Source organism: Halorarum halophilum, from assembly GCF_013401515.1.
GTDB lineage: Archaea > Halobacteriota > Halobacteria > Halobacteriales > Haloferacaceae > Halorarum > Halorarum halophilum.
This window is the reverse complement of sequence record NZ_CP058529.1, coordinates 622,217-635,577: the sequence shown is the minus strand read 5'-3', so window position 1 is coordinate 635,577 and position 13,361 is coordinate 622,217. Positions and strand designations below refer to the sequence as shown.

Annotated in this window: 17 protein-coding genes; 9 read left to right on the top strand and 8 right to left on the bottom strand. The window is 68.6% G+C overall.

What is annotated here, in order from left to right; translation table 11 throughout:
* The first annotated feature begins 148 nt into the window (after positions 1-148).
* The 3 genes from HUG10_RS03360 to HUG10_RS03350 all read left to right on the top strand — a co-directional run bounded on the left by HUG10_RS03360 (position 149) and on the right by HUG10_RS03350 (position 2,927).
* Positions 149-1,867, top strand: coding sequence for an Nramp family divalent metal transporter (locus tag HUG10_RS03360; RefSeq protein ID WP_179168210.1), 1,719 nt, complete (start codon positions 149-151; stop codon positions 1,865-1,867).
* An 83-nt stretch (positions 1,868-1,950) separates the two neighbouring features.
* The gene (locus HUG10_RS03355; RefSeq protein WP_179168209.1) at positions 1,951-2,388 is read left to right on the top strand and encodes a hypothetical protein; all 438 of its coding nucleotides are present in this window, start codon (positions 1,951-1,953) and stop codon (positions 2,386-2,388) included.
* The gene (locus HUG10_RS03350; RefSeq protein ID WP_179168208.1) at positions 2,385-2,927 is read left to right on the top strand and encodes a hypothetical protein; all 543 of its coding nucleotides are present in this window, start codon (positions 2,385-2,387) and stop codon (positions 2,925-2,927) included. The genes HUG10_RS03355 and HUG10_RS03350 overlap by 4 nt, the downstream gene beginning before the upstream one ends.
* Positions 2,928-2,941: 14 nt before the next feature.
* Here the strand turns inward: HUG10_RS03350 and HUG10_RS03345 are convergent, their stop codons facing one another.
* Positions 2,942-3,607 carry a CFI-box-CTERM domain-containing protein gene (locus tag HUG10_RS03345; RefSeq protein ID WP_179168207.1) on the bottom strand — a complete coding sequence of 222 codons (666 nt, stop codon included), beginning with the start codon at positions 3,605-3,607 and terminating at the stop codon, positions 2,942-2,944.
* Between the two features lie 100 nt (positions 3,608-3,707).
* On the opposite strand from HUG10_RS03345, the gene HUG10_RS03340 reads away from it, so the two are divergent.
* Complete coding sequence (locus HUG10_RS03340; protein ID WP_179168206.1) at positions 3,708-3,887, top strand: hypothetical protein; 180 nt, start codon at positions 3,708-3,710, stop codon at positions 3,885-3,887.
* A 32-nt stretch (positions 3,888-3,919) separates the two neighbouring features.
* Here the strand turns inward: HUG10_RS03340 and HUG10_RS03335 are convergent, their stop codons facing one another.
* From HUG10_RS03335 to HUG10_RS03320, 4 genes are all read right to left on the bottom strand, one after another.
* Entirely contained in the window at positions 3,920-4,135 is a 216-nt protein-coding gene (locus HUG10_RS03335; protein WP_179168205.1) for a hypothetical protein, read from the bottom strand.
* Positions 4,136-4,301: 166 nt separating this feature from the next.
* Positions 4,302-5,192: an aldo/keto reductase gene (locus HUG10_RS03330; RefSeq protein ID WP_179168204.1), complete on the bottom strand. Its 891-nt coding sequence runs from the start codon at positions 5,190-5,192 to the stop codon at positions 4,302-4,304.
* A 71-nt stretch (positions 5,193-5,263) separates the two neighbouring features.
* Positions 5,264-6,304, bottom strand: a complete 1,041-nt coding sequence (gene asd, locus HUG10_RS03325; RefSeq protein ID WP_179168203.1) for an aspartate-semialdehyde dehydrogenase — start codon at positions 6,302-6,304, stop codon at positions 5,264-5,266.
* A 222-nt stretch (positions 6,305-6,526) separates the two neighbouring features.
* Positions 6,527-7,693 carry a cystathionine gamma-synthase gene (locus HUG10_RS03320; protein WP_179168202.1) on the bottom strand — a complete coding sequence of 389 codons (1,167 nt, stop codon included), beginning with the start codon at positions 7,691-7,693 and terminating at the stop codon, positions 6,527-6,529.
* A gap of 148 nt (positions 7,694-7,841) precedes the next feature.
* Between HUG10_RS03320 and HUG10_RS03315 the strand changes: the two genes are divergently transcribed.
* Together HUG10_RS03315 and HUG10_RS03310 are read left to right on the top strand one after the other, a co-directional pair.
* On the top strand, positions 7,842-8,366 hold the full coding sequence (locus tag HUG10_RS03315) for a helix-turn-helix domain-containing protein (protein ID WP_179168201.1): 525 nt from the start codon (positions 7,842-7,844) through the stop codon (positions 8,364-8,366).
* A gap of 39 nt (positions 8,367-8,405) precedes the next feature.
* Complete coding sequence (locus HUG10_RS03310) at positions 8,406-9,611, top strand: alanyl-tRNA editing protein (RefSeq protein ID WP_179168200.1); 1,206 nt, start codon at positions 8,406-8,408, stop codon at positions 9,609-9,611.
* Here the strand turns inward: HUG10_RS03310 and HUG10_RS03305 are convergent.
* A complete protein-coding gene (locus HUG10_RS03305) occupies positions 9,593-9,838 on the bottom strand; it encodes a hypothetical protein (RefSeq protein WP_179168199.1) in 246 nt (81 codons plus the stop codon). The two genes, HUG10_RS03310 and HUG10_RS03305, sit on opposite strands and share 19 nt — an antisense overlap.
* An 89-nt stretch (positions 9,839-9,927) precedes the next feature.
* On the opposite strand from HUG10_RS03305, the gene HUG10_RS03300 reads away from it, so the two are divergent.
* Both HUG10_RS03300 and HUG10_RS03295 read left to right on the top strand, forming a co-directional pair.
* Entirely contained in the window at positions 9,928-11,082 is a 1,155-nt protein-coding gene (locus HUG10_RS03300) for an acyl-CoA dehydrogenase family protein (RefSeq protein ID WP_179168198.1), read from the top strand.
* 84 nt (positions 11,083-11,166) lie between these two features.
* Positions 11,167-11,718: an HAD family hydrolase gene (locus tag HUG10_RS03295; RefSeq protein WP_179168197.1), complete on the top strand. Its 552-nt coding sequence runs from the start codon at positions 11,167-11,169 to the stop codon at positions 11,716-11,718.
* On the opposite strand, the gene HUG10_RS03290 is transcribed toward HUG10_RS03295, so the two are convergent.
* Together HUG10_RS03290 and HUG10_RS03285 are read right to left on the bottom strand one after the other, a co-directional pair.
* Positions 11,697-11,927 carry a DUF5822 domain-containing protein gene (locus HUG10_RS03290; RefSeq protein ID WP_179168196.1) on the bottom strand — a complete coding sequence of 77 codons (231 nt, stop codon included), beginning with the start codon at positions 11,925-11,927 and terminating at the stop codon, positions 11,697-11,699. The genes HUG10_RS03295 and HUG10_RS03290 overlap by 22 nt on opposite strands.
* A gap of 47 nt (positions 11,928-11,974) precedes the next feature.
* Complete coding sequence (locus HUG10_RS03285) at positions 11,975-12,445, bottom strand: type IV pilin (protein WP_179168195.1); 471 nt, start codon at positions 12,443-12,445, stop codon at positions 11,975-11,977.
* A 79-nt stretch (positions 12,446-12,524) separates the two neighbouring features.
* Here HUG10_RS03285 and panB point away from each other — a divergent pair, with 79 nt between their 5' ends.
* The gene (panB, locus tag HUG10_RS03280) at positions 12,525-13,337 is read left to right on the top strand and encodes a 3-methyl-2-oxobutanoate hydroxymethyltransferase (RefSeq protein ID WP_179168194.1); all 813 of its coding nucleotides are present in this window, start codon (positions 12,525-12,527) and stop codon (positions 13,335-13,337) included.
* Positions 13,338-13,361: the final 24 nt, after the last annotated feature.

Here is a 13,361-nt window from a genome sequence, read left to right as displayed (position 1 = left end):
CCGGACGGCGCGGCGTCGTTTCGGTAACGAAACCACCGGTAGTATTTTATCATGTCAGTTTCCTCTTTCCTCCGTACCATACGTGGTACGTTGACACGCATCGCGTTCCAATCTGGCACGGAACGATGGAGGGTGACGGAAACCGATCATGACCACGGACGACATCGAATCAGACGGCGGCGTCGCCGGCGCGAGGGACGAGGTCTTCGCGTCGGATGACGAGGGAGTACAGTACCGCGATACCGTGTATCGCGACATCGACTACGATTCGCTCGAGACCGCACCTGAGACGGCCGACTACCCGAAGACGGACGGGGAGGGGCGGTACAAGATAGCGAACCTCCCGAAGGTCCCGAAGGTATCACACATCGTGGGGCCGAGCGCCATCATGCTCGGCGCCTCGCTCGGGAGCGGCGAGACCATCTTCTGGCCGACGCTCGTCGCCACAAACGGGTGGGGCCTGTACTGGGCGTTCTGGGTCGGCGTCATCACGCAGTTCTTCATCAACACGGAGATCCAACGGTGGACCCTCGCGACCGGTGAGAGCATCTTCCGGGCGTTCGAGCGCATGAGTTCGTTCTGGCCGTGGTTCTTCCTCGCCGCCGGATTCGCCCACGTCGGCTGGCCGGGCTGGGCCGCCGGAGCCGCCGAGGTCGGCGCCGCCGCCGTCGGCATACCCAGGGGCAACTGGCCGATGATCGGCATCGCGCTGATGATCCTCATCTGGCTGTCGTACCAAGCCGGCCCGATCGTCTACAACATGGTCGAGAAGGCGCAGGTGGCGTTGATGTTCATCGCCATCTTCGGCGCCGTGGTGCTCATCTTCATCGTCGGTTCGGTGGGACAGCTAGCGAACGTCCCCGCCGGCGCGGTCAACTTCGGCGCTCTCCCGGCGGACATGAACATCGCCGTGTTCCTCGGCGGGCTGGCGTACGCCGGTGCAGGTGGTTACATCAACCTCGCACAGGGCGTCTGGGCACGCGAGAAGGGGTACGGCATGGCGACCTACCAGGGCCGGATCCTCAACCCGCTCCAATCGGGCGGCGAGATCGAGGAGGTCCACGAGAGCGGGATGGTGTTCGAACCGACGACGACAAACATGCGGCGCTGGCGTGGCTGGTGGAAGATCGTCCAGCAGGAGCACTTCCTCACCTTCGTCGTCGGCCTGCTCGTCGTCGCGACCGTCGCGATGACCATCACCGCGGAGTACGCTCCGGGTACAACCGAGGGCGCCATCGACATGTGGCTCGACCAGGTCATCCCGGCCGTCGGCGGCGTGAGCGGCGCGCTGCTGTACGTCGTCCTCTTCATCGCGCTGTTCTCGACCCAGTACGCGATCCTGGAGGCGTTCGTCAGGAACAGCGTCGACATCATCTTCGAGATGTACGGCCGTGGCGCGGGCTGGGATCTCAACAAGGTGTTCATCGGCCTGCTCACCATCTTCACGCTGTGGGGCATCGCCATCATCGGGCTGCAGCTCGAACAGCCGTTCATCCTGCTGGTCATCGGCGCGGCGATCGCCGGCGTGATGATGTGGCCGTACAACGCCCTCGTGACCATCCTCAACGCCACCCGGCTCCCCGAGCACACCCAGCCCGGCTGGGGCCGCGTCATCGCGATGTGGTGGGCGACGGGCTTCTTCGGCTTCTTCAGCGTCCTGCTGATCGGCGACACCGCGGTGCAGTACCTCGGTGCGGACTTCATGGCGACCACCGTCGGCGTCGTAGGCAGCAGCCCCGGAGGCTACGTCCTCTGGCTGTTCGCGCTGGTCGTGCAGGTGTACACCATGTACCGCTCCGCGCAGGGCAAGCTCGCGTCGAGCGACACCGTGGACAACGCGGACGAGGCCACAGGGCTGCTGTCCTGAGGCTTCACCGCTCGCGGCTTCGAACGAACCGGGAACCCGAACGACCGACCACGTTTTTTGGACCGGACGCTCATCAAACACCTATGAACAACGACATCGACGCGCCCGGGGGCCCGGGTGCGTTCCTCGTGACGTATCGCATGGCAATCTACCTCGGCGGGGTCGCCGTCATCGGCCTCCCGCTCGTGCTCCACAACACGGCGGGCGTGACGGTGTCCCAGTCCGCTCGCCTGGCGATCACGATCGCGACCCTCGGGCTCATGACGGCCACCTACATCGCCGAACGGCGCCTCGGCCGGGACTCCGACGTGACAGGGGACGAGGACGGGACCGTCGGCTCGGACGCGAACACCGGGGAGTACCCGATGCGGACCCGGATCGCCGTCGCCTCGGCCGTACTCGGGCTGGCTGCCGGCGTCTACGTCGGCCTGGAGGTGTCGTGGCTCGCGGGCCTCATGTTCGTCGCCGGGGCGTACTTCTTCGCCTATCTGGCCTACGCGGGCGACGGGGGTGGCCGATGAGCGCCGCCGACGAGCCGTGGGAGGACGAGGAGCCGTGGGAGGACGACTTGGAGTACGGCGAGTCCGGAATCGAGGTAGAGGTGCACGCCCACTTCGGGATGACCGGCTCGTTCCCCCTCCGGATCGCGGAACTGTTCTTCGCCTCCGACGGCCTCCACATCGCCGAGTACGGCCTCATCACACCATTGTTCGGCCTCGGCGTGAAGAAACACGAGCGCGAGGCCGGCGCGATGGCGGAGATCTTCGACCGGTTCGGCGTCGACGAGGTTCTCGCCCGGGCCGACGCGGTGACGTGGCTCTCCTACGACGCGCTTGATCGGGTCGTGATCAGCGACGGCGGCGTGCTCGGGAACCCCCGGGTGGGCGTGTACGCAGAGGACGGCGGGACGCACGCCTACCGGATGCACGACGACTCGTTCGTTCCCGAGTCACTGGAGGCGGAGCTGTCGAAACTCGCGGACGAGCGGGGGTTCGACGTGGTCCTGGAGTCGGGGCTCGGGTACAGGCCCCGCGAGAGCCTCCGTCGGTTCTTCGGCTGAATCGGTCCCCACGCTCACCCGTTCGGCCCGCCGACGCCGAGCGTCGCGGCGACGTGTCCGGCCGCCGCGACCACGACGCCGACGACGTAGAGGGCGACGAGGAGCGCCGAGAGAGCCACTCGCCCGTGCCCCGACGTCGCCTCCCGTCGCCTCGCTAGCCCGGCACAGGAGCGGACGAGCGCCCGGACCACACGCGCTGTAGCGCCGTCCGGTCGCTCGGCGAGGGTCCCGGCGATCGGCGGGCTGATCTGCTCGTACAGGCCGACGAGCGGCCGACCGAGGGGCGAGGGCGCCATCGCCTTGTCCCGGAATCCCCTGAGGGCCGCCAGTGTCCGCTCCTCGCCCGCCACAGCGGTCGTGATGAAACAGGAACTGTGGTGCTGTTCGATCGTCACGCGCGACAGTTCGGGCTTCCGGTAGGTCACGGTGTCCTCGGGGGCGAATCCGGGTTCGGTCGAGACGAAGATCGCCCCTTCGGACTGCCGGATGTACGAGTCGCCGTGCTCGTGGCGCTCGCCGGTGGCGGTCACGACCTCGACGTACTTCTGACGCCCGTCGCCCACCGCTTCGGAGGGGTCGTGGGTCGGTTCCCCGGCGTCGACCTCCTCGGCGCCATCCGGACCGACACCGCCCGCGTCGGAGGGGTCGTCGGGGACGTCGGTGATTCGGTCGTCCGTCATGCTAGCCGCTATCGTCCTCCACGTGAAAAAGCCCCACTACGTCCTCGACTCGCGCGACTCGACTCGCGCGACTTTTCAGCGTCCGATTCGAACCGCGCGCATGAGCGATCCAGTCGGTGCCCTGCTCGCGGGCCTCCTGAACAAGACCATCCTCGTCTCGGCCGTCCTCGTCTCGATGAAGCTCTTCTCCGAGGGCATCTATCTCGCGGCGGCGGGCCTCGCGCTCTCGCTCGTCTTCCTGGCGTACCTCTCGTTCGGCGACGCGCGACTGTTCCGTTGATCGCCAGGGACGGTGGTCGCCGGATTCGGCTTCTACGCTCGGGTCAGCTCGGGGTCGACGGACGCGAGTCCATCGGTCGTCAGGTTCTCCCAGGTGCCTGCGTACACCGAGTTCCCGGCCGTGTTGCCCCAGGACAAGGCGTTGCTCCTGTTGACCGACCCCCGAACCACCGACGCGGCCGCCGGCGGCGTGGATGCGACCGGCTGGGTCGGGGTCGTGCTCCTCGCCATCGGCGTCGTGCCGGTCACGATGTGGCTCCTGTCGGTCCGGTCGAACCGAGAACCCCGGGGAAAGCGGTCGATGGGACGCCGTCCTCGACGTACCCGTTCGGCATTGGAACGGGTGGCGGCTACAGCACGTCCCGTTCCTCGACAGTCGACAGTCCGGACGGTGAACGACCGTTCGAATTCGGCGTCAGAACGGCCCCTGACCCCGGAGGATGCTTCCGACGGTACGGAGCTTCGACGGCTGATGGACCGCCAGCAGCTCCGCGTCCGTGAGTTCGAAGTCGAACACGTCGAGGTTGGCCGCCAGATGGTCGCGGCTGGTCGCCTTCGGAATGGTACAGACGCCCGCCTGCTGGACGAGCCAGCGGATCGCCACCTGCGCGGGCGACTTGTCGTAGCGCTCGCCGATGCGTCTCAACCGCTCGTCGTCCAGCACGCCTCCCTGTCCGAGCGGGCTGTAGGCGGTGAGGAGCACGTCCTCGCGGAGACAGTAGTCGAGCAGGTCCGACTGGTCCCAGTACGGGTGGTACTGAACCTGGTCGGCGAGGATCGGCGCGCCGGACCGCTCCCGGGCGGCCGCCAGTCGCTCCGGCCCGAAGTTGCTCACGCCGAGGTGGTCGATCAGTCCCTCCCTGCGGAGCGTCGCCATCGCGTCGAGCGTCTCGCCGATGGGAACGGCGGCCGCGTCGGGGGCGAGCGGACCCGGCAGGGCCAGCCAGTCGGGGAGGAACTCGTCGAGGACGGGCAGCGAGTCGTTCGGCCAGTGGACGTACAGCAGGTCCACCCAGTCGAGTCCGAGCCTATCGAGGCTCGCCTCGACCCCGGCGATGACGTCCTCGTACGCGCGGTGGTCGCCGTCGAGTTTCGTCGCGACGAACAGTTCCTCGCGGGGCACCTCGGCGTCGGCGATGGCCGCGCCGACGTCGGCCTCGTTGTCGTACGCCTGCGCCGTGTCGAGGTGCCGGTAACCGAGGTCCAGCGCGTCGGCGACAGCCCGCCGGCACTCTCGACCCTCGAGCCGCCACGTACCCATCCCGACCGCCGGAACGTCCACGTCCTGCACCGTGACGTGTTCCATGGACCGTCCAGGGACGCCGAACAAAATAGTCTGCCGCCCGCCGGTACCCCTCGGTGCGGGTTTTCGCCCTCTCAGATCCAGCCTTCGGCCGCGAGCAACTCCCCGTTCAACACGGACGCCCCGGCCGCGCCGCGGATGGTGTTGTGCGCCAGGCAGTTGTACTTCACGCCCTCGGGGGTGGACTGGACGCCGCCGGCGACGACCTGCATCCCGCCGCCACGCATCCGGTCCATGCGGGGCTGTGGCCGCTCGGGGTCCTCCGGGCCGAAGACGTGGATGAGCGGGTCGGGGGAGGAGGGGAGGTCCGCACCGGGGAAGCTCCGCATCGCCTCCCGGACGTCCTCCGGGTCCGCGTCGGCGGTCAGTTCCGCGAAGACGTTCTCCAGGTGACCGTCGAGCGTCGGGATTCGGTTGCAGGAGGCGGCGACTTCCGCCTCGTGCATCGACAGTTCCGCGCCGTCGAACGAGCCGAGGAGCTTTCGCGACTCCGACTCCATCTTCTCCTCCTCGCCGCCGATGTGGGGGATGGCGTTGTCGAGGATCTCCATCGAGGTGACGCCGGAGTAGCCAGCGCCCGAGACGGCCTGGAGCGTCGAGACGTGGACGCGTTCGAGCCCGAACTCGTCGAGCGCGGCGAGCGTCGGCACCATCGTGATGGTCGAGCAGTTGGGGTTCTTGAGCAACGCGCCGTCCCAGCCGCGCTCCTCCCGTTGCACCTCGATGAGGCCCAGGTGATCGGGGTTGATCTCGGGGATGGTGAGCGGCACGTCCGGCGCCATCCGGTCGTTCGATGAGTTCGAGGAGACGACGTACCCCGCCTCGCACAGCTCCGGCTCGACCTCCGCGGCGACGCCCGAGGGGAGCGACGAGAACAGCAGGTCGACGTCGTCGGGGATCGCCTCGGGGCTGGTCTCGCGGACGACGAGTTCGGCGACGTCCTCGGGGATGGGGGTGTCGACGCGCCACTTGGCCGCGTCTCGGTACGACTTACCCGCGCTCTCGCCGCTGGCCGTCACGCAGACGAGGTCGAACTCCGGGTGGTCCTCGAGGAGCTGGATGAACCGCTGGCCCACGGCGCCCGTCGCGCCGAGGATTCCGACTCGTTGGGTCATTGTGTGGCCGTGTGTCACACGGGCATAAGACGGTTCGGATTCGGGGGAGGGCGGCGAGATTTACCGTATCGACGTGTCCACGACGTTTCCCGTTCCTCGCCGAGGGATCGCCGGCGACCGGTCGAGTGGAGCGACGGTTCGTCGGAGACGCGACAACTGCCGGGGCGCCCCGACGCTTATTCGCCGAGTTACGCTCGGGAGGGGTTCGGGCAGGAGGCGGGTCTACAGCGCCGCGTCGAACGCCCGCTGGAGGTCGGCCTTCATGTCCTCGATGTGCTCGACGCCGACCGAGACGCGGATCAGGCCGTCCGTTAACCCCGCCGCGATCCGTTCCTCTCGGGGGATGGCCGCGTGGGTCATCACCGCCGGCTGCTCGATGAGGCTCTCCACGCCGCCGAGGCTCTCCGCGAGGGTGAACACCTCCGTCCCCTCGACCACCGTGCTCGCCTGCTCGAGCGTCCCGTCGAGTTCGAACGAGAGCATGCCCCCGAAGTCGTCCATCTGCTCGGTCGCGAGTTCGTGTTGCGGGTGCGAGTCGAGCCCGGGGTAGAACACCTCGTCCACGGCCTCGTGCTCGTCGAGCCACCGTGCGAGCTCCCGGGCATTGTCGCAGTGGCGGTCCATCCGGATGGGGAGCGTCTTCGTCCCGCGGAGCACGAGGAAGCAGTCGAACGGCGACGGCGTCGCCCCGACCGAGTTCTGGTAGAAGCCGATCTCCTCGTCCAGTTCCTCGTCGTCGGTGACGAGCGCGCCGCCGACCACGTCGGAGTGCCCGCCGAGGTACTTCGTGAGCGAGTGGGAGACGATGTCCGCGCCGTGCTCCAGCGGGCGCTGGAGGTACGGCGTCGCGAACGTGTTGTCGACCGCACAGAGCGCGTCGTACTCGTGAGCGATATCGGCGAGCGCGTCGATGTCGTTCACGTTCATGAGCGGGTTCGTCGGCGTCTCGACCCACACCAGCTCCGTCGACTCGCCCACCGCGTCGCGCACGGCGTCGTGGTCGGTGGTGTCCACGAAGTCGAACTCGAGGTCGAACTTCTCGTACACCTGCGTGAAGATGCGGTGGGTCCCCCCGTACACGTCGTCGCCGGCGACGACGTGGTCGCCCGCCTCGAGCAGGTTCAGGACGGTGTTGATCGACCCCATCCCGGAGGAGAACGCGCGCCCGTACTCGCCGCCCTCCAGGGCAGCGACGTTCGCCTCGAGGTCGGTCCGCGTCGGGTTCCCGGTCCGGCTGTACTCGTACCCGCGGTGCTCGCCGGGCCCGTCCTGCTTGTACGTCGAGTTCGCGTGGATGGGCGTCATCAGCGCCCCAGTCTCCTCGTCGGGTTCCTGCCCGGCGTGTATCGCGTCCGTCTCGATGCGGAAGTCCTCGGACCGATCTGTCATGCCCGGTACTGCGGTCGCCCGCGGTGTCACTCTTGCCATCCCAGCCGGGATCAACTCGGTCCTGCGACCGTCGTTCCGTGCGCCAACCCACCCGGCGTCGGGCGGACCCGGAGCACGGATTTAAAAGCCGGGACCGAATATGGTGGGTATGGCCAAGTACTCCACCGGCAGCGGGGGCGGTGGCGACGACGCGGACGCCTGCGAACTGTGCGGGCGCGAGGGGACCTCGCTCACGCGCACCAACGTCGCCGGCGCCGACCTGCTGGTCTGCTCGAACTGCGCGCCGCACGGCGAGAACCGCAACCAGCGCCGGAAGAAGTCGGAGCAGGAGGGCGGCTCCCGCGACGACACCGAGCGGAACCGCAAGAAGCGCGCGGCGCAGAACACCGCCCGCGTCTACGACGCCACCCGAGCCAACACGAAGCGGTGGGAGGAGGAGGGCACGGACTACGAGGAGGATCGCCTCCCGTACCTGGTGAAGGCGTACGGCGAACGCGTCCAGGTCGCCCGTCAGGAGGAGGGGCTCTCCGTCCAGGAGCTCTCCGCGGACACCGGCATAGACGAGGACGACCTCCTCGCCGTCGAGGAGGGGCGCGCGTCCCGGGCGGGCGTCGGCGGGTCCGTCGTCCGTACCCTCGAGGAGCGACTCGACGTCGACCTCGTGGACGAGTAGCCCCGAGCGATTTTTCCCGTCCGACTGCTACCTCGGCCCATGAGCGGAACGCTTGCGCCGGCGAACCCAGACGTCCGGGAGTTCGTGGCGACCGTCGAACGCGTCGACGGCACCGAGGTCGTGCTGGAGGAGACGTACTTCTACGCCGAGGCCGGCGGCCAGCCGGCCGACCGCGGGACCCTCGGCGGCGTGGCCGTCACCGACGTCCAGTCCCGGTCGAACACCGTCGTCCACGAACTCGCCGAGCCGCCGGAGTTCACGGCCGGCGAGGAGGTGACCGGCGTCGTCGACGACGACTTCCGTACCTACTGCATGCGGGCCCACACCGCGAGCCACCTGCTGTACGGCGCGGGCCGGCACCTGCTCGAGGACCTGGGCTACGGCGGCTTCGGCATCTCCCCGGAGAAGGTCCGCGTCGACTTCACCACCAGCACCGACATCGACGACGAGACCCTCGTGGAACTCGAACGGCTCGTGAACAGGGCAGTGTGGGAGTCCCGGGACGTCTCCTGGGAGGAACTCCCCGTCGAGGAGGCGCGGGGACGGGAGGAGGTCGCGTTCAACACGAAGACCGAGGAGGGCGTCATGGCCGACGCCGACGCGGTTCGGGTCGTCACCGTCGACGGCTGGGACTGGGCCGCCTGTGGCGGGACGCACGTGAGGAACACCGCGGAGATCGGGCCAATCGCGGTCCGCTCGCGCTCGAACCCCGGCGAGGGGATGACGCGCGTGGAGTTCTCGGTCGGTCCGCCGGCCATCCGAGCGGGCGCGGACCGTCACGGGGCCGCGCTCGCCGCGGCGCGCGAACTCGACAGCAACGTCGATAACATGGCTCGACGGGTCACGAGCCTGCGGGAGGAGCGTGACGCGCTCGAATCCGAACTGACCGACCTCCGGGGCGAGGTGCTCGACGCGCGGCTCCGCGAGTTCGAGGAACTCACTGGCGGGGACGACCCGTGGCTCGTCGGGGGCGTCTCCGGGTTCGAGTCGAACGCGGTGAGCGAACGGGCGAAGGCGGTCGCCGAGGAGGAGTCGGCCACGGTCGTCGCCGTCGGCGAGGGGGACGCACCGTTCGTCGTCGTCGCCGCCGACGGGGCGGTTCACGCGGGCGAGGTGGTCGACGCGCTCACCGACGAGTTCGGCGGTGGCGGGGGCGGCGGGCCGCCGTTCGCACAGGGCGGTGGCCTGAACGCGGAGTCCGGCGAACTGCTGGAGTGGGTCCGCAACTACGCGGTAGAGAAGTAGTCGAGCGCGACGTACAGCAGCCACATCACGGCGAAGAAGCCGACGATGACCGGACCGAGGCTCGCGGAGCCGAGCGCCGCGGCGACAAGCCACAGGACGGCGGCGACGACCGCGAACACGATGGCGGCGCCGAGTTCGTTCAGTTCGTCCTCGCCGCCGGGCGGGAGCCGCCGTCTGATCCTGACGTACAGCCGCTCCGCCCCGTCGTGCTCGTGCTCGGACGTCATGGACGACGTTCGCCCGACACGAGGAAGTGTCTTCCCCCGACGGCGGCCGAGTCGGACACGTTTAATCCCGGGCGCGCGAACCCGGGACCATGACCGACGCCTACGGCCACTCCGACACGCTGCTCACCGACGAGCAGCGGGCCATCCGCGAGGTGGTCCGCGAGTTCGCCGTCGAGGAGGTCCGCCCCGGCGCGAGGGAGGCGGACGCCGAGGAAGCGTTCCCCGAGGACACCTGGGACGGCCTCGCCGACCTGGACTTGACCGGGCTCACCGTCCCGGAGGAGTACGGGGGGTTCGACGCCGACCGCGCGACGTACGCGCTCGTGAACGAGGAGCTCGCCTACGGCCAGCTCGCGGTCGCGACGGCGCTGTCAGTTCACTGTCTCGCCACCTCCTGTATCGCGGAGTTCGGGACCGAGGCGGTCCGCGAGGAGTGGCTCCCCGAGATGGTCGACGGCCGACCGGTCGGCGCGTTCTGTCTCTCGGAGCCCCACGCCGGGTCGAACCCCGCGGAGATGTCAACCACCGCGGTTCGCGACGGCGACGTGTACGTCCTGAACGGGGACAAGCAGTGGATCACCAACGGCGAACGCGCCGGCGTCTACGTCGTCTTCGCCAAGACGGACCCGGACGACGACGGCTCCATCACGCAGTTCCTCGTCCCGGCGGACTACGACGGCGTCACCGTCGGCAGGAAGGAGGACAAACTCGGCCTCCGCGCGTCCGACACGACGGCGATGCAGTTCGACGACGTTCGCCTCCCGGAGAAGTATCGGCTCACCGAGGAGGGGAAGGGCCTGAGCGCCGCGTTCCGCATCCTCACCGGCGGCCGCATCGCCATCGCGGCCCAGGCCGTCGGCCTCGCCCAGGCCGCCATCGACGAGTCGGTGGAGTACGCCTGGGAACGGGAGCAGTTCGACGGGCCGATCGCGGAGATCCAGAGCGTCCGCCACAAGTTCTCCGAGATGGCGACGAACACGCAGGCCGCCCGACTCCTCGTCAGGGAAGCGGCCCGGCAGTCCGACGCCGGCGACGACCCCCGGCTCCTCGCCTCCATGGCGAAGTACTTCGCCAGCGAGACGGCGGTCGACGTCACGAACGAGGCGGTCCAGATCCACGGCGGGTACGGCTACATGACCGAGTTCGACGTGGAGCGGTTCTACCGGGACGCGAAGATCACCACCATCTACGAGGGGACCTCCGAGATCCAGAAGAAGATCATCGCGCGAGACGTCCTTGGGTAGCGCAGACCGGGCGTCCGAACCGAGCGACCAGGCTGCCCGCCCGTCTACCCCACGCTTTTAGCGGCGTGGCTCCTGACCCTGACCGTGAACGCCGACGAACTCGCCGGTTACGACGCCGTCGTGTACGATCTCGACGGGACGCTGGTCCACCTCGCCGTCGACTGGGGTGCCGCGGCCCGTGACGCCGTCGCGCTGTTCGAACGGAACGGCCACGACGCGTCCGACGCGGACCTCTGGAGTCTCCTGGAGCGTGCCGACGACGTCGGCCTTCGCGGGGAACTCGAGGCGCTGCTCTCCGACCACGAGTGCGAGGGCGCGCGGACCTCCGAGCGACTCCCGCCCGCCGACGACCTCCCGCTGGCCGTCCCGACCGGCGTCTGTTCCCTGAACTGCGAGGCAGCGTGTCGGCTCGCGCTCGACGTCCACGACCTCTCCGGACACGTCGACGCGGTTCTCGGTCGGGATTCGGCGGCGACGTACAAACCTGACCCCGAGTCGCTCCTCGCGACCCTTCGGGAGCTGGACGTTCCTCCCGACCGGGCCGTGTTCGTCGGCGACTCGGAACGCGACGAACTGACTGCCGAGCGGGCTGGCGTCGCTTTCCGCTGGTACCGTCAGCGGGCCGATCGGGCGTAGAGGAACACCGCAATAGCCGTGAGAAACCACACGACCGCACCCACGCGGATCGCGAACTCGGCACGGGCGGCCCACGAGGTGAGCGTCACGAACGTCGAGAGCGCGGTGACGAGCGGGGCGCCGACCACGATCGTGACGACGAACGTCGTCTGCATCACCCACCCGTAGTCGACGCCGTCCGGGTTCGTCGTCTCGACGCGCGTCGGCATGGCTGGTTCTTCGGACGGTCGTGCTAAGGGGTGTCGGTTCGTCTCGCTCAGCAGGTTCCCGTCCCGGTCGGTTCCGAGGGGACGTCGACCTCGTGGATGGTGAGCGTTCTCCCGTCGTGTTTGAAGACGATGGAGTACGTCTGACCGCGGGTCGTAACCGGGTCGAGGGCACCGTCGCTGCCACAGCCGTCGATGTGGGCGTACGACCCCGGCCCGACGGTCGGACCGGTCGTCCACACGTCCGCCCAGGCGACCTCGTTCCCCGACTCGTCACGAACGGACACCTTCGTCCCGTCGGCGATGTCGCCGGCCCGGTGGTTTATCTCGAGGTAGGGTTTCCCACCGTTTCCGTCGCCGGCGGCGTCGTACTCGGAGACCTCCAGTGCCACCTGCGGGGCCGGCTGGAACAGCTGATCGTCGAATCCGAGTGCGAACGTCCCGAGGACGGCCGCCAGGATCGCGACGATGGCGAGCAGGAGGAGCGTCCCGATCACCGGCGAGATCCCCCTGGAGTCCATGATTCGCCCTCCTCACCGGGGAAGTAAACCGTTGCGTCGAACCGGTCGAATTTATCGGCTCGCCGTCGAATACCCGCCCGTGACCACTACACGGACCCTCCGGGAGAAGGCGGGTGAGGAGCCGATCACGATGCTCACGGCATACGACGCGCCGACGGCGGCCGTCGTCGACGGGGCGGGCGTGGACGTCATCCTCGTCGGTGACAGCATGGGGAACGCGGTGCTCGGCTACGACTCGACGCTCCCCGTCACGCTCGAGGAGGTGCGGAGCAGGACTGGCGCCGTCGCTCGGGCGACCGAGGACGCGCTGGTGGTCGCCGACATGCCGTTCCTCTCGTTCGGCGTCGACGAAGCCGAGAGCGTCGAGAACGCCGGTCGGATGCTCAAGGAGGCCGACGCCGACGCGGTGAAGCTCGAATCGGGCCCTCATACGGTCGAACTGACCCGGCGGCTCGTCGACATCGGGATCCCCGTGATGGCCCATCTCGGGCTCACGCCACAACACGTGAACCAACTGGGCGGATACCAGCGACAGGGGACCGATCGTGGCGCGGCGGAGGAACTGATCGAACTGGCCCGGGAACACGAGGAGGCGGGCGCGTTCTCCCTCGTCCTCGAGCACGTTCCGGCGAACCTCGCGCGCCAGGTGACGGAGGCGCTTTCGATTCCCACGATCGGCATCGGCGCGGGCCGCCACACCGACGGGCAGGTGCTCGTCATCACAGACGTACTCGGGCTGGACGACTGGTCGCCGCCGTTCTCGAAGCAGTTCGGAAACGTGCGCGAGGAGATGGAACGGGCCGTTTCGGCCTACAAGAAGGAGGTCGAGGCCGGGGAGTTCCCGGCCGAGGAACACAGCCACGTCGAGGACGACGTCGAGAACGTGTACTGATCTCGTCGATCAGGGGGCTGACAG